This is a genomic window from Mycobacterium toneyamaense, from assembly GCF_055384815.1.
The window spans coordinates 2,644,487-2,662,586 of sequence record NZ_AP040333.1 but is presented as its reverse complement, the minus strand read 5'-3'; the positions used below and the strand labels follow the sequence as shown (position 1 = coordinate 2,662,586).

General features: G+C 68.6%; 20 protein-coding genes and 1 pseudogene. 8 read left to right on the top strand and 13 right to left on the bottom strand.

Annotated features, from left to right (window positions below; genetic code table 11):
* The first annotated feature begins 43 nt into the window (after window positions 1-43).
* Together ACZ5IQ_RS12855 and ACZ5IQ_RS12850 are read left to right on the top strand one after the other, a co-directional pair.
* The gene (locus ACZ5IQ_RS12855) at window positions 44-799 is read left to right on the top strand and encodes a 3-oxoacyl-ACP reductase family protein (RefSeq protein ID WP_212811733.1); all 756 of its coding nucleotides are present in this window, start codon (window positions 44-46) and stop codon (window positions 797-799) included.
* Window positions 800-872: 73 nt separating this feature from the next.
* Window positions 873-1,835, top strand: a complete 963-nt coding sequence (locus tag ACZ5IQ_RS12850) for a hypothetical protein (protein ID WP_212811734.1) — start codon at window positions 873-875, stop codon at window positions 1,833-1,835.
* On the opposite strand, the gene recX is transcribed toward ACZ5IQ_RS12850, so the two are convergent.
* The 5 genes from recX to ACZ5IQ_RS12825 all read right to left on the bottom strand — a co-directional run bounded on the left by recX (window position 1,832) and on the right by ACZ5IQ_RS12825 (window position 5,882).
* A complete protein-coding gene (gene recX, locus ACZ5IQ_RS12845; RefSeq protein WP_212811735.1) occupies window positions 1,832-2,365 on the bottom strand; it encodes a recombination regulator RecX in 534 nt (177 codons plus the stop codon). The genes ACZ5IQ_RS12850 and recX overlap by 4 nt on opposite strands.
* Window positions 2,334-3,386 carry a recombinase RecA gene (gene recA / locus ACZ5IQ_RS12840; protein WP_212811736.1) on the bottom strand — a complete coding sequence of 351 codons (1,053 nt, stop codon included), beginning with the start codon at window positions 3,384-3,386 and terminating at the stop codon, window positions 2,334-2,336. Before recA ends, recX begins: the two co-directional genes overlap by 32 nt.
* A 193-nt stretch (window positions 3,387-3,579) precedes the next feature.
* A complete protein-coding gene (locus ACZ5IQ_RS12835; RefSeq protein WP_212811737.1) occupies window positions 3,580-4,374 on the bottom strand; it encodes an SDR family NAD(P)-dependent oxidoreductase in 795 nt (264 codons plus the stop codon).
* 128 nt (window positions 4,375-4,502) lie between these two features.
* The gene (locus tag ACZ5IQ_RS12830) at window positions 4,503-4,697 is read right to left on the bottom strand and encodes a DUF3046 domain-containing protein (RefSeq protein ID WP_212811738.1); all 195 of its coding nucleotides are present in this window, start codon (window positions 4,695-4,697) and stop codon (window positions 4,503-4,505) included.
* Between the two features lie 9 nt (window positions 4,698-4,706).
* Window positions 4,707-5,882 (bottom strand): glycosyltransferase, encoded by a 1,176-nt coding sequence (locus tag ACZ5IQ_RS12825; protein ID WP_212811739.1) that lies wholly within the window; start codon window positions 5,880-5,882, stop codon window positions 4,707-4,709.
* Window positions 5,883-5,943: 61 nt separating this feature from the next.
* On the opposite strand from ACZ5IQ_RS12825, the gene ACZ5IQ_RS12820 reads away from it, so the two are divergent.
* Window positions 5,944-6,381, top strand: a complete 438-nt coding sequence (locus ACZ5IQ_RS12820; protein WP_212811740.1) for a limonene-1,2-epoxide hydrolase family protein — start codon at window positions 5,944-5,946, stop codon at window positions 6,379-6,381.
* A 21-nt stretch (window positions 6,382-6,402) separates the two neighbouring features.
* Window positions 6,403-6,843, top strand: a complete 441-nt coding sequence (locus tag ACZ5IQ_RS12815) for a DUF5313 domain-containing protein (RefSeq protein ID WP_212811741.1) — start codon at window positions 6,403-6,405, stop codon at window positions 6,841-6,843.
* Window positions 6,844-6,849: 6 nt separating this feature from the next.
* Here ACZ5IQ_RS12815 and pspM read toward each other — a convergent pair whose 3' ends face one another.
* From pspM to pgsA, 4 genes are all read right to left on the bottom strand, one after another.
* Window positions 6,850-7,674 carry a phage shock envelope stress response protein PspM gene (pspM, locus tag ACZ5IQ_RS12810; RefSeq protein ID WP_212811742.1) on the bottom strand — a complete coding sequence of 275 codons (825 nt, stop codon included), beginning with the start codon at window positions 7,672-7,674 and terminating at the stop codon, window positions 6,850-6,852.
* 24 nt (window positions 7,675-7,698) lie between these two features.
* Window positions 7,699-8,508: a phage shock protein PspA gene (gene pspA / locus ACZ5IQ_RS12805; RefSeq protein WP_061006850.1), complete on the bottom strand. Its 810-nt coding sequence runs from the start codon at window positions 8,506-8,508 to the stop codon at window positions 7,699-7,701.
* Window positions 8,509-8,689: 181 nt separating this feature from the next.
* A complete protein-coding gene (clgR, locus tag ACZ5IQ_RS12800) occupies window positions 8,690-9,013 on the bottom strand; it encodes a transcriptional regulator ClgR (protein ID WP_212811743.1) in 324 nt (107 codons plus the stop codon).
* 118 nt (window positions 9,014-9,131) lie between these two features.
* Entirely contained in the window at window positions 9,132-9,716 is a 585-nt protein-coding gene (gene pgsA / locus ACZ5IQ_RS12795) for a CDP-diacylglycerol--glycerol-3-phosphate 3-phosphatidyltransferase (RefSeq protein WP_212811744.1), read from the bottom strand.
* Window positions 9,717-9,771: 55 nt separating this feature from the next.
* Here pgsA and ACZ5IQ_RS12790 point away from each other — a divergent pair, with 55 nt between their 5' ends.
* Window positions 9,772-10,293 (top strand): amino-acid N-acetyltransferase, encoded by a 522-nt coding sequence (locus ACZ5IQ_RS12790; RefSeq protein WP_020101886.1) that lies wholly within the window; start codon window positions 9,772-9,774, stop codon window positions 10,291-10,293.
* Here the strand turns inward: ACZ5IQ_RS12790 and ACZ5IQ_RS12785 are convergent, their stop codons facing one another.
* Together ACZ5IQ_RS12785 and ACZ5IQ_RS12780 are read right to left on the bottom strand one after the other, a co-directional pair.
* Window positions 10,294-10,812 (bottom strand): DUF4282 domain-containing protein, encoded by a 519-nt coding sequence (locus ACZ5IQ_RS12785; protein ID WP_406775681.1) that lies wholly within the window; start codon window positions 10,810-10,812, stop codon window positions 10,294-10,296. It abuts the gene before it with no gap.
* A gap of 109 nt (window positions 10,813-10,921) precedes the next feature.
* Window positions 10,922-13,552, bottom strand: a complete 2,631-nt coding sequence (locus tag ACZ5IQ_RS12780) for a DNA translocase FtsK (protein ID WP_406775680.1) — start codon at window positions 13,550-13,552, stop codon at window positions 10,922-10,924.
* A gap of 180 nt (window positions 13,553-13,732) precedes the next feature.
* Between ACZ5IQ_RS12780 and ACZ5IQ_RS12775 the strand changes: the two genes are divergently transcribed.
* The 3 genes and pseudogenes from ACZ5IQ_RS12775 to ACZ5IQ_RS12765 all read left to right on the top strand — a co-directional run bounded on the left by ACZ5IQ_RS12775 (window position 13,733) and on the right by ACZ5IQ_RS12765 (window position 15,474).
* Window positions 13,733-14,053 (top strand): putative quinol monooxygenase, encoded by a 321-nt coding sequence (locus ACZ5IQ_RS12775; protein WP_464481332.1) that lies wholly within the window; start codon window positions 13,733-13,735, stop codon window positions 14,051-14,053.
* Window positions 14,054-14,055: 2 nt separating this feature from the next.
* A complete protein-coding gene (locus tag ACZ5IQ_RS12770) occupies window positions 14,056-14,883 on the top strand; it encodes a mycofactocin-coupled SDR family oxidoreductase (protein WP_073694890.1) in 828 nt (275 codons plus the stop codon).
* A 1-nt stretch (window position 14,884) separates the two neighbouring features.
* A pseudogene (locus ACZ5IQ_RS12765) lies at window positions 14,885-15,474 on the top strand (class I SAM-dependent methyltransferase).
* Here the strand turns inward: ACZ5IQ_RS12765 and ACZ5IQ_RS12760 are convergent.
* Window positions 15,471-17,150, bottom strand: a complete 1,680-nt coding sequence (locus ACZ5IQ_RS12760) for a ribonuclease J (protein WP_464481331.1) — start codon at window positions 17,148-17,150, stop codon at window positions 15,471-15,473. The pseudogene ACZ5IQ_RS12765 and the gene ACZ5IQ_RS12760 sit on opposite strands and share 4 nt — an antisense overlap.
* Window positions 17,147-18,049, bottom strand: coding sequence for a 4-hydroxy-tetrahydrodipicolinate synthase (gene dapA, locus ACZ5IQ_RS12755; protein WP_464481330.1), 903 nt, complete (start codon window positions 18,047-18,049; stop codon window positions 17,147-17,149). The genes ACZ5IQ_RS12760 and dapA overlap by 4 nt, the downstream gene beginning before the upstream one ends.
* Window positions 18,050-18,100 lie beyond the last annotated feature (51 nt).

Genomic DNA, 18,100 nt, shown 5'->3' with positions numbered 1-18,100 from the left:
ACCGATCGGTTCGAAAGAATCATCCCCACGACTTGGAGAGCTCATGAGCACCACCTCGGAAGCACCACTTGCCGGCCGACGTGCACTGGTCACCGGCGGTTCTCGCGGCATCGGCGCCGCGACTGTGCGCCGGCTCGCCGCCGACGGCGCCGCGGTCGCGTTCACGTACCAGTCGTCGCCCGATGCCGCGCAGGACCTGGTCGACGAACTCGAAGCGACCGGCGCCAAGGTGGCCGCCATCAAAGCCGACAGCGCCGATGCGCTGGCCGTCGCCGCGGCCGTGGATGAAGCCGTCGAGCGGCTCGGCGGCCTCGACATCCTGGTCAACAACGCCGGCGTCGCGCACATCGCCCCGATCGACGACTTCCCGTTGGAAGAGTTCGACCGCCTGGTGAACATCAACGTGCGCGCGGTGTTTGCCGCGATCCAGCGCGCGGTACCGCACCTCGGCCAGGGCGGACGCATCATCACCATCGGCAGTGTGAACGGCGACCGGTCGCCGGTGGGCGGCCTGTCCGTCTACTCCATGACCAAGGCGGCCGTGGCCGGCCTGACGCGTGGCTTGGTGCGCGAGCTCGGCCCACGCGGCATCACCATCAACAACATCCAGCCGGGCCCGATCGCCACCGACATGAACCCTGACGAGGGCGAGCTCGCCGAGTCCCTGCGCCCGCTGATCGCCGTCGGCCGCTACGGCCAGCCGCGCGACGTGGCCAGCGCCGTCGCCTATCTGGCGTCCCCCGAGTCGGGGTTCGTCACGGGCGTCAGCTGGAACATCGACGGCGGTTTCGTGATCTGACGCCGCGTCATCGCAGCAGTCCGCGGGGTTCGCCTTCCCGGTGAACCCCGCGGGCATGCATGTCGTGTCCCTGATGGAGGTTCACTCGATCCCGGGAGGCGTCATGAACGTCGCGGTACGTGCGTTCACAGCAGTTCCAGCTCCAACCCAGACCGTCGCGGCGCTGTGCACCGCGTGCCTGGTTCTCACCGCGGCACCGTCGCCAGGGCGCGCCGCCGCGCAAGCGGTGCCGGTGCTCACCGAACCGAGCATCTCGCTGACGGCGCAGCCGCTGCCGCTCGATCTGCTCAACCAGCAGGTGATGTTCAACGTCGGGCTGTTGGTCGACTGGGTCACCACCGGCGCCGCCCTGTTCCAGCGCCAGGCGCAGATACCGGGGAACTTCGTGGCGGCCATCGGCAGTGGCACGCCGCCACCGGCTGCCGCCGCGCAAGCCTTGAGTGCGTTCGCCGACATCGAGTTCGAGGCCGGACGCGATCTCGTCGGGTTCGCCCAGGACATCGCGGTGTTCCAGCTCCAGTTCCGAGCCACCACCCTGTCCGCATTCCCGCCGTTCAACTCGGGACCCGGTCAGCAGTTCGTCGTCGACACCACCACACTCGGCCTCAACGTCACACAGCAGATGGCGGACTTCGCACGAGCGGTGATCACGTCAGTGGAAAAGTTCACCCACAACATGCTGGGGACACCAGTGCCGACAACGATCGCTGCGGTGAATCCCACCGCAGCCATTGACGTCCCGCAGACACCGAAGACACTGGCCCCCACGAAAACACCGACCATGCAACAGGATTCGATCGCCTCGACGTTCAGCCCCAAGCCACCCAAGCTCCCGGCGCCGCCGAAGAAGCCCCGCCAACTTGTCGACGTGGCGGCCGGCGACATCGATCACCCACCGGCCGGCAAGTTCGCGCCACCGAAGTTGTCGGCACCCAAGTTCTCGGCGCCGAAGTTCTCCGCGCCCAAGTTGTCGCTACCGAAGCTGTCGCTGCCCAAGATCACGCACCCGCAACCCAAGGGAGCGGCCAAAGGCTAGACCGCGCGGCGCTGCCGTTCCTGCGTGAGCTGGGTGTTGACCACATCGAAGGCCATGCCCTGGCTGTACCCGCGGCGTGCCAACATCGCGACCAGGCGCCGGGTCACCTTCATCTCGTCGTCGAGGTTCTCCCGCCGGAGCTTCGCGGCGACCAGTTCCTCGGCGCGCACCCGCCACTCACCCGCGTCGACGCTGTCGAGCGTCTCGGCGATCACGTCGGCGTCGATTCCTTTGGTCCGCAACTCAGAAGCCAAGGCACGCTTGCCTTTTCCCGCATTGGTGCGACGTTCACGCACCCACTGCTCGGCAAAGGCCACGTCGTCGACGAGGCCGACCTCGGCGAGCCGGTCCAGCACCCGGGCGCTGACATCCTCGGGGAAGCCGCGCTTGGTCAGCTGAGCTTCGAGCTCGGCCCGACTGCGCGCCCGGGTGGTGAGCAGACGCAGGCACACGTCCCGCGCCTGCTCCTCACGCCGCTGCGGCTGCGCCGGCTCGGCCTCAGAAGTCGACCGGGGCGGGAAGGACGTCATCGGCCGCACCATCGGTCACCACTGCACCGATACCGAGCTTCTCCTTGATCTTCTTCTCGATCTCGTTGGCGGCATCCGCGTTCTGCAGCAGGTAGTTACGGGCATTCTCCTTGCCCTGCCCCAGCTGCTCGCCGTCGTAGGTGAACCACGAACCGGACTTACGGATGAAGCCGTGCTCGACGCCCATGTCGATGAGCGAGCCCTCACGCGAGATACCGCGACCGTAGAGGATGTCGAACTCGGCCTGCTTGAACGGCGGCGACACCTTGTTCTTGACGATCTTGACGCGGGTGCGGTTACCGACCGCGTCGGTGCCGTCCTTGAGCGTCTCGATACGGCGCACGTCCATACGCACCGAGGCGTAGAACTTCAAAGCCTTACCACCCGTGGTGGTTTCGGGCGAACCGAACATCACGCCGATCTTCTCGCGCAGCTGGTTGATGAAGATGGCGGTGGTACCGGAGTTGTTCAGCGCACCGGTCATCTTGCGCAGCGCCTGGCTCATCAGGCGGGCCTGCAGACCGACGTGGCTGTCACCCATCTCACCCTCGATCTCGGCGCGCGGCACCAGGGCGGCGACCGAGTCGATGACCAGGATGTCGATGGCGCCGGAGCGGACCAGCATGTCGGCGATCTCCAGCGCCTGCTCACCGGTGTCCGGCTGGGAGACCAGCAGCGCGTCGGTGTCGACGCCGAGCTTCTTGGCGTACTCGGGGTCCAGGGCGTGCTCGGCGTCGATGAACGCCGCGATGCCGCCGGCCGCCTGGGCGTTGGCCACGGCGTGCAGGGCCACGGTGGTCTTACCCGAGGACTCCGGGCCGTAGATCTCGACGACGCGGCCACGCGGCAGGCCACCGATACCGAGCGCGACGTCCAGTGCGATGGATCCGGTCGGAATGACCGAAATCGGTTGGCGCGACTCTTCTCCCAGCCGCATGACCGAGCCCTTGCCGAAGCTCTTGTCGATCTGTGCCAGCGCGAGCTCGAGTGCCTTCTCGCGATCTGGGGCCTGTGCTGCCATGGTGGTCTCCGTCCTCGTGGGTGTCCGTTGATCGGGTTTCCGATCGGTTGGCCGTGACGCTAGATGAGGCCACCGACAAGTTTTTCGAACTGACACCACAGTAGCGAACAGATGTTCGACTTCAAGCGGACACGCCGATCAATGACCGGTCACGCGGTGATCGCCACGGTCTTCGTGGTCATCGCCTTCGAGGTCACAGTGAACGCTGGCGCCGCAGGCCCAGCGCCCTCATCAGGGACAGCGCGCGCAGACCGGCGGCCGGTGCCACGTCGGTACCGCGGGCGATCACGCCGCGCCAGCGCGGTACGACACGGAAGATCTGACGGGAATCCATCAGCTCCAGGGCAGCTCGTGCGATGTCGTCGGCCGCCAGCGGCTTGGGACCCGAGAACAGCAGCGCCGCACCGGGGTCGTGGGTCCGCGAGTTGACCATCTCGGTGTTCACCACATCGGGGCACAGCGCCCTGACCCGGATCGGCAGGCCCGCGCCGCGCAGTTCGCCCTGCAGAGAGGTGGTGTACGACAGCACCGCCGCCTTGCTCGCGGCATACACGGCCAGCCCCGGCACCGGCGTCAGCGCCGAGATGGACGCGATGTTGAGGATGACACCGCCACCGGCTCCCATGGCGTTGACCGCCGCCATGCAGCCCGCCATCATGCCGCGGACGTTGACGTCGAGGGTCTGCACGACGTGCTCGGCGGGCTGCTCCCAGGAGTTCCCCGCGTGCAGCACACCGGCGTTGTTGACCCACACCGCGAGTCGGCCCTGCTGCGCAGCCAGTGCCGCCACGGCCTCATGGCCGGCGACGTCGCGCACATCCTGGGCGACGCCCCACGCACCGCGCCCGACGGACTCCGCCGCGCGCTGTGCGGCGTCCCCGTCGACGTCGGTGATCAGTACGCGGTGTCCCGCCGCGGCAAGGGCTTTCGCGATGGCGAGGCCGATTCCCCGCCCAGCTCCGGTGACTACGGCAATGCTGGCGCTCATCGGCGTGTTGTCGTCCTTCCATCGTGGGGTTCACGCACGACGCTATCGGGGCACTCTCGGCGAACACCATGTCGTCGGCCGACAAACACCGAAGCGTGAACCGTGCGGAGAGACCAAAAGACCGGCGCTCACCACTGATCGCGCGGGACGTCGAAGTCCGCGCACAGGGCGCGCCAGACGTCGCGGGGTTCGACGCCCGCTTCGATCGCTTGCGCCGGGGTACGGCCACCGAGCGCGGCCAGCACATGGTCCGACACCAACGCAGCGCCGCGCGCCGCACCGAACTGCTCTTCGATCAGCAGGGTGAATTCGGTCAGTCGCACCGCACCAACCTACTCAGCGGCGCCGCCGAGCGCCGCTCGGCATACGGCCACCGGGTCGGCGACGTCCGCGCCGCTGGCACCGGCGCGCCGGGCCGCCTCCCGGTACGACGGCGTCGCCAGCACGCGGCCCACTGTCGCCACCAGTGCTTCGGCGGTCAACGGCCGGATCAGCTCGCCACTCCCCTGTCGCACAATCCGATTGGCGATCTCCCACTGGTCACCGCCACCGGGCACCACGACCAGCGGTACCCCGGCCAGCAGCGTCTTGGACACGATGCCGTGGCCACTGCCGCAGATCATGACATCGGCCCGCTTCAGCAGTTCGTCCTGCCGCCCGAGCCCGACGGCGGCCCACGGCGGCACCGGCGCGTCGGGACCGCGCAGCCGCGAGACGACGACGCGCGCGCCGTCGGGCAGCGTCTGCCCGGGGATCAGCGTCTCGAGCGCCAGGTCGTCCAGGCCCTGCATCCCCGTCGTCGCGGTCGACGGCGCCACCACCACGACCGGCCCCGAACCGGGCGGTATGTCGAGCACCGCGGTCGTGGGCTCGAAGTGCAGCGGCCCCACGACGACGGCTTCGGCCGGCCAGTCCGGCCGCGGCACCTCCAGCCCGGGCAGGGTCGCGATCAGCCGCCGCGCAGGCCCGGGATCGGTTGCGGGCAAGCCGATCCCGACGCGCGCCGCGGACCGCTGCCGGTTGCCCTGACGCACCGAACGAGCCGTGAGGAACCGTAGTGTCGCGTCCCGCAGCCGGCCCCGCACGCCGACGCCGGGCGCCAGGCCACTGCCCAGCGGCGGCAATCCTTTCGACGGCAGGTACAGCGGGTGCGGGGTCAGTTCGACCCACGGCAGGCCCATCGACTCGGCGACCATCCCGCCGCAGGCCGTGATGACGTCGGACACGATCAGGTCGGGCGCCGGCTCTCGCAGCGACGAGTCATTGAGCACCGCCATCCGGGCCGCACGCTCGTGAATCTTGGCGCCCGAGTCGAGGTCGTCGTCGCCGTCCTCGGGATCCAGCCCGAGCAGCTCCCGCGCATCGACGCCGGCCTGCCGTGCGGTGTCGAGCCATTGCCGGCCGGTGAACAGCACCGGATGGTCGCCGGCAGCCCGGAACCGGAGGCACAGCGCGATGGCCGGAAAGGCATGGCCGGGGTCCGGCCCGGCAACGACGGCGACGCGCATCGGGTCACCCTGTCACACCGGGGCCTGTGCGCCGGCGGGCAGGCGCACTACCGTGGCCGGTATGACACAGAGCACACCGGCCGTGACCCAGACCAACGCCGAGATCGTCGAATCCTTCCTCTACGCCCTGCAGGCCGAGGACATGGACACCGCCGACTGCCTGCTCGACGACAACCTCGTCTACGAGAACGTCGGGCTGCCGACCATCCACGGCCGCACGCGCGCGATGAAGCTGTTCCGCCCCATGAAGAAGAGCCCGGTCAGTTTCGAGGTCAAGTTCCACCGCATCGTCGGCGAGGGCACGACGGTGCTCAACGAGCGCACCGACGCGCTGGTCATCGGTCCCGTGCGCCTGCAGTTCTGGGTCTGCGGGGTCTTCGAGGTGCACAACGGCAAGATCACGCTGTGGCGCGACTACTTCGACATGTTCGACATGGCCAAGGCCACGCTGCGCGGCCTCATCGGCGCCGTCGTCCCGGCTCTGCGTCCGACCATGTGACCCCCGGTAAAATCGGCCACCATGGCCAATGAGAACCGCCCGAAGCCCAACGCCTGGCAGTACATCAAGTACAGCTACGGCGGCCGGCTGCCCGACTCGATGCGGGCGTGGGTGACCGAGGACCTCATCGGCAAGGGCGCGACGCTGCGGATCGTCATCCGCATGTTCGTCCCGGCGTTTCTGATCCTGATCCCGATCTGGTTCCTGCCCGAGCTCCTCGGCATCACCGGAGGGCAGGATCTCGTCATCCGCCTCAGCGCGACAGTGCCGATCCTGATCCCGGTGATCTACTTCTCGCACGCCCTGAACAAGATCTGGCGCCGCCACATGCTGGTCAAGCACGGCATCGACCCGAAGCTGCTCGAAGAGTCCTTGCGGCAGAAGAACGCCCACATCCACGCGGCCTACGAAGAGCGGTACGGCCGCCGGTCCGACGACGGCACGGGCAGCACCACGATCTAGCGGCCGTCAGGCCTGGCGCAGCCGTCCGAGTTCGTCGAAGGCCTGCGCCCAGGCGCTGAGCCGGTCCGTGGCGGCGACCAGTTCGCTGCGGTAACGCTGCTCGGACATCGACCGCGCCGAGCCCGCACCGCTGTTCGCCGCGGACACCAATTGTGCTGCCGCCGTGGCGATGTCGCCGTACTGCCGCACGCCTGCCTCGAGCTGGGCCGTGTACGCCTTGATGGTCGGGACCAGATGTCCGCGGGACTGCGGGACCGAGCCGGCCGCGCGTTCCATGGCGACGACTTCCGCGGCCGTACCGGCCAGCGCCGCAGCCGACACGTTGGCCGCGGCGGTCACCTCGGCGATCTCGCCGGCCGGCAGCAACTGGCCGCGCTGGATGACGCTCAGCAGCGAGTACAGCCCGCGTTCGGCCGATGCCAGGGTCTCCATCGGACGCCGGGCCGCCGAGCCTCTGGGCGGCAGCCGCCGTGAAGTCCGCGCGGGCGGCAGGGGCTCGCCGCGCAGCCACCGGTACCGCAGGAAGCACAGCGTGGCCAGGAAGGCGGCGCCGCCGGCGATGGGGCCGGTGATGATCAGCACCCAGAACGGCGTGCTCCAGGCCGCCAGCAGTGCCGTCAGCCCGATCCAGAAGGCGCTGGCGCCGGCGAAGAGCCAGCCCAACCGCAGCGCCCAGCGGCGCTTGCGCAGCAGGCGCGCCCGCGGGTCGGCGGCGGCGCCGAGGCGCTGGGCCACCAGGTCGGACAATTCGGCAGCGGTGTCGATGCTGCGTTGCAGGACTGCCTGCCAGCCCCGGGTCTCCCCGGGACGGCCGGCCGACTGGGCGTTCACCGCTGCCCCCTCACATCTCGAAAGTTACTGCGACAGTGGATTTTCCGGAGCCGGGTTGGCTGCCGGAGCCGCGGGAGTGGCCGGTGCGGCGGCGCCGCCGGACGGCAGGGAGTTGCCCTGCATCGAGGCACGGATCTGCTCCAGGCGCGAATGCCCGGCCATCTGCACGCTGGCCTGCTGGACCTCCATCATGCGGCCCTGCACCGAGTTCTGCGCCAGCTCGGCAGAGCCCATGGCGTTGGCGTAGCGACGCTCGATCTTGTCGCGCACCTCGTCGAGGCTCGGGGTGTTGCCCGGCGCGGCGATCTCGGTCATGGAACGCAGCGAGGCGCTGACCTGCTCCTGCATCTTGGCCTGCTCGAGCTGCGACAGCAGCTTGGTGCGCTCGGCGATCTTCTGCTGTAGCACCATGGCGTTCTGCTCGACGGCCTTCTTGGCCTGCGTCGCGGCCTGCAGCGACTGGTCGTGCAGCCCCTTGAGGTCCTCGACGCTCTGCTCGGCGGTCACCAGCTGGGCGGCGAAGGCCTCGGCGGCGTTGTTGTACTCGGTGGCCTTGGCGACGTCGCCGGCCGCGGTGGCCTGGTCGGCCAGGGTCAGCGCCTGACGGACGTTGGCCTGCAGCTTCTCGATGTCGGCGAGCTGACGGCTCAGGCGCATCTCCAGCTGGCGCTGGTTGCCGATGACCGAGGCGGCCTGCTGAGTCAGGGCCTGGTGCTGGCGCTGGGCCTCCTCGATCGCCTGCTGAATCTGCACCTTCGGGTCGGCGTATTCGTCGACCTTGGAGCTGAACAGCGCCATGAGGTACTTCCAGGCCTTGACAAAGGGATTGGCCATGAGATCGGTCCGCCTTCGTGTCGTTCGTTGATTCGGGATCGGTTGTCAGGTTGCCGGCCACACGGTGGCAGCGCGTCTACAGCCAACCTAGTGGGTATGGACAGCCGGACGCAGCCCGCATGCAGGATTACGGCGCGGCGAATGCCAGACGCGTTCGAGCTGCGGTTCCGGCCCCGGCGACTCAGGCAACTGCCATGGCGAGAGCCTGTGGGATGACGACCTTGGTCGCGACGTCGATGTTGGCCACCGTGCGGTCGGCCTCGGCGCGCTCGGTGTGCAGCATCTGCTCGGCGGCGTCGGCCAGAACCTGGGACAGCGGCACGTCCAGGGCGCCGCAGATGGCACCGAGCAGTTCACTCGAGGGTTCCTTGCGGCCCCGCTCGACCTCGGACAGGTAGCCCAGGCTCACCCGAGCACCGTCGGACACCTCGCGCAGTGTGCGTCCCTGCCCGGTACGGGCCTGACGCAGCACGTCGCCGATGACCTCACGCAGCAATGTCGTCATCGTGTTTCCCTTCGCCCTGAAGTAACAGCAGCCGCGCAGCCCGGCCGGACCACCCGTTCTACACGGTCTTGTAGGCACCAACGTGGCGACGCACCGCTTTGGTTCCCGGGCTGCCGGATCAGGGCCGGCGAAAAGCGGAGACGACGTAGTCGATGCCGGTCAGCACCGTCAGCACGACGGCGGCCCACATGAACACCCAGGCGGTGGTCAGCCATGGCGCGGGCCAGGCGTGCAGGGGCAGGACGAACAGGCCGATCGCCACGGCCTGCACCAACGTCTTGAGCTTGCCGCCGCGGCTGGCGGGGATGACGCCGCGCCGGATCACCGCGAAGCGCAACAGCGTCACCGCGAGCTCGCGGGCCAGGATCACGACCGTGATCCACCACGGCAGGTCGCCGAGCATCGACAGCCCGATCAGCGCGGCGCCGATCAGCGCCTTGTCGGCGATGGGATCGGCCAGCTTGCCGAATTCGGTGACCATGTCGAAGCTGCGGGCGATCTCGCCGTCGAACCGGTCGGTGATGACGGCGGCCGCGAACACGACGAAAGCGGCTATCCGCCAACGAGTTTCGTGACCGTCTCCGGCGAACAGCGCGGCCAGGAACACGGGCACCAGCACGATGCGCAGTCCGGTCAGCAGATTGGCGATGTTCGCCACGCCGGCGCGCGAGGCGCGCGGATCGGTATCTGACTGGCCTGTCACCGACACAGGATATCCGGTCACCTACCGGGCGATACGCAGCCGATACCCTCCACATGTGAGCGACGCACCGAAACCCGCCACCACTGGGCTGGTGGTTCGCCGCGCCCGGACTTCCGATGTACCGGGAATCAAGGCCCTCGTGGACATCTACGCGGGAAAGATCCTGCTGGAAAAGAACCTGGTGACCCTCTACGAGGCGGTCCAGGAGTTCTGGGTCGCCGACCTGCACGGCGAGATCGTCGGCTGTGGCGCATTACACGTGCTGTGGGCCGACCTCGGTGAGGTGCGTACCGTCGCCGCGCACCCCAAGGTGCGCGGCATGGGCGTCGGGCACGCCGTGGTGGCCAAGCTGCTCGACGTGGCGCGGGAACTGCAGTTGCAGCGCGTCTTCGTGCTGACCTTCGAGACCGATTTCTTCAGCCGCCACGGCTTCAAGGAGATCGAGGGCACGCCCGTCACCGCCGAGGTGTACGAGGAGATGTGCCGCTCGTACGACACCGGTGTGGCGGAGTTCCTCGACCTCTCCTACGTCAAGCCGAACACCCTGGGCAACACCCGGATGCTGGTCACGCTGTAGCTAATCGGCGCTGTCGGCCGCGGCGTTGCGGCGTGCGACGATTCGGTCCCGCATGTCCATGATCGCGGCCCGCCGGCGGGACCGCCCGCCCCGGCCGAACGACGGCAGTGTCGGGATCACCTCGATCTTGTCCGAGACCCCGATCATCAGCTCGGCGATCTCCAGCACCAGTTCGTTGAGCTCGTCGACCTGCTGGCCCATCGCCATGAAGGCGCTCAGCGACTCGAGGACCACCCGCGCCACCAACACGATCGCGACGCAGGTCACGGGGCCGGCGAGCAGCAGCCAGAACACGCCGAGCCAGGGGGACAACTCGAAGGCCACGACGGCGCCCGTCAGGTACAGAACCACCGCACCGGCGATGACGAGCCCGTACAACAGCGGGACCACGTGCTGCGCCGTCGACTTCCGGAACCCGAAGTCGGTGAACGCCGTCAGCGCGGGCCGGCTGCGGCCACCGGATTCGTACTCGGCGTCGAGCTCCGCTTCCGTCGCTGCGCTGCGCGAAATGTCAACCACGGCAAAGCCTCCTTAGGAGTCCAGCCTCCCACAGTCGGCGCCGTCAGCCACCGATCGTCGGTGTTATCCGCACCGCCGATCAGCCCGGGTGTGACCCCGGCAACACCGGTCAGAAGCCCGGGTCGTCGCCCGCCGAGCCGTTGGCGTCGGAGCCGCCCTGGATCAGCATCAGGGTGCCGGCAAGCTCGTCGGGCTTGACCAGGACCTCGCGGGCCTTGGAGCCCTCGGACGGTCCGACGATGCCGCGTGTCTCCATCAGGTCCATCAGGCGGCCGGCCTTGGCGAACCCGACCCGCAGCTTGCGCTGCAGCATCGAGGTCGAGCCGAACTGGCTCGACACCACGAGCTCCACGGCCTGCAGGAAGACGTCCATGTCGTCGCCGATGTCGCTGTCGATGTCGCGCTTCTCGACGGTCTTGACCGTGACGCCGTCGATGAACTCGGGCTGGGCCTGCTGCTTGGTGAAGGCGACAACGGCCTGGATTTCGTCGTCACTGACGAAGGCGCCCTGCACACGGATGGGCTTGGGTGCCTCCGACGGCTGGAACAGGCCGTCACCCTTGCCGGTGAGCTTCTCGGCACCGATCTGGTCGAGGATGACGCGCGAGTTGGTCGCGTTGGTGACGCCGAATGCCATGCGGGACGGCACATTTGCCTTGATCAGACCGGTCACCACCGACACCACCGGCTGCTGGGTGGCCAGCACTAGGTGGATGCCCGCGGCGCGGGCCTTCTGGGTGATGCGGACGATGGCGTCCTCGACGTCGCGCGGCGCCTGCATCATCAGGTCGGCCAGCTCGTCGACGACGCACAGGATGTACGGATAGGTCTTGTAGACCCGCTCGCTGCCCAGCGGTGCGGTGATCTCGCCCGAGCGCACCTTCTTGTTGAAGTCGTCGATGTGCCGGACACCGCTGGCGCTCATGTCCTGGTAGCGCTGCTCCATCTCCTCGACGAGCCAGGCCAGCGCGGCGGCGGCCTTCTTCGGGTCGATGATGACGGGCGTGATGAGGTGCGGAATGCCTTGGTACGGCGGGAATTCCACCATCTTCGGGTCGACGAGGATCATCCGGACCTCGTCCGGGGTGGCGCGCTGCAGCAGCGACACCAGCATCGAGTTGATGAAGCTCGACTTACCCGAACCGGTGGAGCCGGCCACCAGCAGGTGCGGCATCTTGGCCAGGTTGTAGCTGATGAAGTGGCCTTCGACGTCCTTGCCGATGCCGAACACCATCGGGTGGTGGTCCTTGCGGGTGGTCGGCGCGTTCAGCACGTCCTTGAGCCGGACCATCTCGCGGTCGCTGTTCGGGACCTCGACACCGACCAACGACTTGCCGGGGATCGGGGCGAGCAGTCGGATGTGCTCGTTGGCCACCGCATAGGCGAGGTTGCGCTGCAGCTGCGTGAACCGCTCGACGCGTACACCGGGCCCGAGCTCGATCTCGTACCGGGTGACGGTCGGGCCGCGCTGAAATCCCACGACCGTGGCGTCGACCTTGAACTGCTCCATCACCTCGGCGATGGCGTTCATGATGCGGTCGTTGTCGCGGCCGACGCGCTTTGGCGGGTCGCCGTCGGCGAGCAGGTCCAGCGGCGGCAGGGTGTAGTCGCCCTCGATGACACGGTCGATCGACAAGCCGTCGTCCGGCGCCTTTTCCACGGCCTTGGCCTTGGTGGGCACGGGATCCGCGACGTTCTGCGCCTTGCGGCGGCGCGGCTTGGCGGCCGGCTCGGGAGTCGTCGGCGCCTCGTCGGCGGCCGGCTCGACCGGGTAGTTGTCCATCGGCGTGCGGCCCAGCGGCCGCGTCATCGCCGCGGTGGACTGGTCCGAACCGGGCCAGGCCTCGGGCTCGTCCCGGTTGTACGTCGGGTCGTCGTAGTAGCCGTCGGAGAAGTCATCGGCGAAGTCGTCGACGAAACCGGCCGGCGCGTCGTCGTCCTCGTCATGCTCGCCGTGCAGGCGACCGGAAACCATGTAGCGCAACGTGTCCGGCAGTTCGCGGATCGTCGTGCCGGTGACCAGCAGCAGGCCGAACAGCACGCCCATGATGAGCAGCGGCGTGGCGATCCAGACGGTCAGGCCGTCCGACAGCGGCCCGCCGATGACGAAGCCGACGAAGCCGGCGGCGCCGCGGCGCTCCCCCGGCTCGGTGGGCCCGCCGGCCCAGATGTGCCACAGGCCCAGTACCGGCAGCCCGATCATCGCGGCACCGAGGATCAGCCGGGGCCGGGCGTCGGGATTCGGGTGGGTACGCATCAGCGTGACGGCCAGCGCGAGCAGCAGCACCGGCAGCACCACGACAGCGGATCCGACGACGGTGCGGACGCCGTAGTCGATCCAGGCACCGACCGGCCGGGCCGCGTCGAACCAGGAGCTCGCAGCGATCAGGAAGGCGACACCGAGCAGCGCCAGCGCGATGCCGTCACGGCGGTGTCCGGGCTCGAGTTCGCGGGCGCGGCCGACGCTGCGGGCGGTGGTTCCGGCACCCTTGGCGAGCATCAGCCAGCCGGCGCGGGCGCCACGACCCACCGCTGCGCCGGCGGTCGCGACGGGAGACGGATGCGGCGCGGGTTTGCGGGCCGGCTTGCGGGCGGGCGATTTCGGGGCCGGCGGACGCGCCGGCCGGCCCGACTTTGCACTGCCTGACTTCGATGAACGCGCCCCCGAACCGGCTGCGCCACGATTCGCCGACCCGGCCTTGGCCCGGTTAGCTGAGCTCGTTGCGGTTTTACTCGCCATGGCTGCCAGCCTAGTCGCAATTACCCCATCTGCACCATCTGCCACACAAGTAACGCTTGGGTCACGACCCCGGCCACATATCCGCTGGTCATGCCGCAGTGGGAGCCACGTCACACGCGCCGCGCGGCCGGGTCTAACGTGGACACCTGTCTAGGTCAGCTAGCTATCGAGGAGTCGTTCATGCCCGTCGTCGTCGTCGCCACCATGAAAGCCAAGCCCGAGTCCGTCGACCTGGTCCGCGCCGCGTGCGTCGAGGCCGTCGACGCCGTCCACGGCGAACCGGGCTGTGAGCTCTACTCACTGCACGAGGCCGAGGGCGGCACCTTCGTGTTCGTCGAGCAGTGGGCCGACGCGGACGCCATCAAGACCCACAGCACCGCCCCGGCCATCGGCAAGCTGTTCGGCGCCATCGGCGAGCACCTCGACGGTGCGCCCGACATCAAGATGCTGGCTCCCGTGGTCGCCGGCGATCCGGCCAAGGGCCGGCTGCGGGGGCAGTAGCCATGGGTGAGCTGAGCGGCAAGGTCGCCTTCATCACCGGCGCGGCGCGTGGCCAGGGCCGCGCGCATGCGGTGAAGCTGTCGTCGATGGGCGCCGACATCATCGCCGTCGACCTGTGCGACCAGATCGCGTCGGTCCCCTACCCCATGGCCACGCCCGACGATCTGGCCGCGACGGTGAAACTGGTCCAGGACAACGGCGCACGGATCGTCGCCGGCCAGGCCGACGTCCGCGACCGCGATGCCCTCAAGACCGCGCTCAAGGCCGGCGTCGAGGAACTCGGCGGACGGTTGGACATCGTCATCGCCAACGCCGGGATCGCGCCGATGGCCGGTGAAGACGCCTGGCAGGACGTCATCGACGTCAACCTGACGGGCGTGTACAACACGCTGGACGTGGCGATGCGGCCGATGGTCAAGGCCGGCAACGGTGGATCGATCGTGCTGATCAGCTCGGTGGCCGGACTGGTCGGGCTGGCCTCACCGATGGCCGGGTCGGTGGGCTATGCCGCCGCCAAGCACGGCATGGTGGGACTGATGCGGGTTTACGCGAATCTGCTTGCGTCGCAGAACATCCGGGTCAACTCGATCCATCCGGCCGGGGTCGACACCCCGATGATCGACAACGAGTTCACCCGGAAGTGGTTGAGCCAGTTGACCTCCGACTCCGAAGCGGCCAAATCAGCGCCGAACATGACCAACGCGTTGCCCGTGCAGGTGCTCGAGGCCGAGGACATCGCCAACACCGTGGCGTGGCTGGTGTCGGACGCCGGGCGGTACATCACCGGCGTGACCCTGCCGGTGGACGCCGGCTTCGTCAACAAGCGCTGACATGGCCCGCAATGCCGCGGCGCAGACGGCTTTCGGGCCGATGGTGCTCGCCGCGATCGAGCAGCACGAGCCGCCGGGTCGTCGTCTGGTCGATGACGACCTGGCGGCATCTTTCCTGCCGCCGGGCCTTCGCACACTGGTGGCGGCCACCCGGTGGTCGCCGTCGACTTCGAGCACGACGACCTGATGGCCGCCCTCGCCGCTGCGGGGTACCGCCGTGATGCCCGCACGTTCTTCATCTGGGAGGGCGTCACGCAATACCTGACCGCCGAAGCGGTCGATGCCACGCTCGCGCAACTACGCTCCGCGCCGGCGGGCAGCCGACTCGACTTCACCTACGTGCAGCGCGATTTCATCGACGGCGTCGACATCGCCGCCGCGCCATCGCTGTACCGCCGGTTCCGCGAGCGCAGCGAGGTCTGGAAGTACGGACTCCGACCAGACGAGATCGACCGGTTCCTGGACGGTTACGGCTGGCGACTGCTCGACCAGTTGGGGCCGGACCAGGCGCGTGACCGCTATGTGCGTCCGACCGGCCGGGCGCTGCCGACCTCGAGTCTCGAGTGGTCGGCGCTGGCCCGGAAGATTTAGACCTCGAGGACGGTCGGCACGATCATCGGCTGGCGCCGGTAGGTCTCGCCGACCCATTTGCCGACGGCCCGGCGGACCGCCTGGGCGATGCGTGCGGGGTCGGCGACCTGCTCGGAGACAAGGGCATCCAGCGCCGTCTGCGCCTTCTCCGCACCGGGCTCGAGTGCCTTCGGGTCCTCGGAGAAGCCGCGCGAGTGCAGATGCACCGGAGCCACCGGCTTGCCGGTCTCGCGGCTGAGCACGACGGTGACGGCGATGAAACCCGATGTCAGCGTGAGCCTTTCGCCCAACGTGGCGTCACCGACGTCACCCAGCACCAGGCCGTCGACGAACACCTTGCCGACGGGCACCGCGCCGGCGATCCGGGCCTGCCCATTGATCAGGTCGACGCTGACACCGTTCTCGGCGAGGACGACGTTCTCCTCCGGCACCCCGGTGCGGATCGCGAGTTTGGCGTTGGCGCGCAGGTGCCGCCACGTGCCGTGCACCGGCATCACGTTGCGCGGCCGCACCCCGCGGTACAGGAACAGCAGCTCGCCGGCGTAGGCGTGGCCCGAAACATGCACGCGCACTTGCTGATTGGTCACGACGCGGGCGCCGATCTTGGCCAGCGAGTCGATCACGCCGTAGACGGCTTCCTCGTTGCCGGGGATCAGCGAGCTGGACAGGATGATCAGGTCGCCGGCGGTCAGCGTGATGCTGCGGTGCTCGCCGCGCGACATCCGGGACAGCGCCGCCATGGGCTCACCCTGCGTGCCGGTGGTGATCAGCACGACCCGGTCGGCCGGCAGCAGTTCGGCCGCGCCGATGTCGACGACGTCATCGTCGTCGACGTTGAGGAAGCCGAGTTCCTTGGCGATGCCCATGTTGCGGACCATCGAGCGGCCGACGAAGGACACCTTGCGCCCCAGCGCCACGGCGGCGTCGATGATCTGCTGCACGCGGTCGACGTTCGACGCGAAGCACGCGACGATCACGCGGCCGTCCGCGCCGCGGATCAGCCGGTGCAGGTTGGGGCCGACCTCACTCTCGGAGGGACTGACCCCGGGAATCTCGGCGTTGGTCGAGTCGCACAGGAACAGGTCGACGCCCTGTTCGCCGAGCCGCGACATGCCGGGCAGGTCGGTGGGCCGGCCGTCCGGCGGCAGCTGATCGAGCTTGATGTCACCGGTGTGCAGCACCGTGCCGGCACCGGTGTGCACGGCGATCGCGAGGGCGTCGGGAATCGAGTGGTTGACCGCGAAGTACTCGCACTCGAACACCCCGTGGGTGCTGCGCTGCCCCTCGGCGACGATCTGCACTTTGGGCTTGATCCGGTGCTCACGGCACTTCGCGGCCACCAGGGCCAACGTGAACCGCGAGCCCACCACGGGGATGTCGGGCCGCATCTTGAGCAGATACGGGATCGCGCCGATGTGGTCCTCGTGCGCGTGCGTGAGCACCAGCGCCTCGATATCGGCCAGCCGGTCCTCGATGTGCCGGATGTCCGGCAGGATCAGGTCGACGGCGGGCTCGTCGTGCGTCGGGAACAGCACGCCGCAGTCGATGATCAGCAGCCGGCCCAGGTGCTCGAAAACGGTCATGTTGCGGCCGATTTCGCTGATGCCGCCCAGGGCCGTCACACGCAGACCGCCCGGCTCCAAGGGGCCGGGCGGTGCGAAGTCGGGTCTGGTCACGCAAGCACCGATGCTGCGCGGAGGTCCGCTTCGAGCGCCGTGAGCTGTTCGGCACTGGCAGGCACCTGGGGCAATCGCGGGTCACCGACCTCGATACCCAACAACCGCAGCCCTTCCTTGCTCATGGTGACGCCTCCAAGCCGGTTCTGCGCTTCGCTCAACGAGCTGAGCCCCAGGTGAATCTTGCGGGCGGTGGCGATGTCACCAGAGTTGAACGCCGACAGCAGCGCGCGCAGCTCCGCGGCGGCCACGTGGCCCCAGACGCTGATGAATCCGGTGGCACCCATCGCCAGCCACGGCAGGTTGAGCGCGTCGTCACCCGAGTAGTAGGCCAGGCCGGTCTCGGCCATCATGAGCGCGCCACCGTTGAGGTCACCCTTGGCGTCCTTGACGGCGACGATGTTCGGGTGCCGCGCCAAGGTGCGAATGGTGTCCCACTCGATCGGGATCGACGACCGCGGCGGGATGTCGTAGAGGATCACCGGCAACTCGGTGGCATCGGCGACGGCCGTGAAGTGCGCGAGCAGACCGGCCTGCGGCGGCCGCGAGTAATACGGCGTGACGACGAGCAGACCGTGCGCGCCGGCGGCGGCGCAGGCCTTCGCCAGGTGGACGCTGTGTGCGGTGTCGTAGCTGCCGGCGCCGGCGATGATCCGGGCGCGGTCGCCGACTTCTTCGAGAACCGCCTCGAGCAGGGCGACCTTCTCGTCGTCGGTGGTGGTCGGCGACTCACCGGTGGTGCCGGAGACGACGAGGCCGTCACACCCCTTGTCGACCAGATACTTGGCTACCTTCTTCGCACCAGCCAGATCAAGCGAGCCGTCCGGGCCGAACGGCGTCACCATGGCAGTCAGCACGGTGCCCACACGTGCGCTGACATCAATTCCGGTGGTGCTCACGGGCGAAAGATTACCCGCTGGTTCGCCCTGGTTTTGCACCGCCGCCCGCTG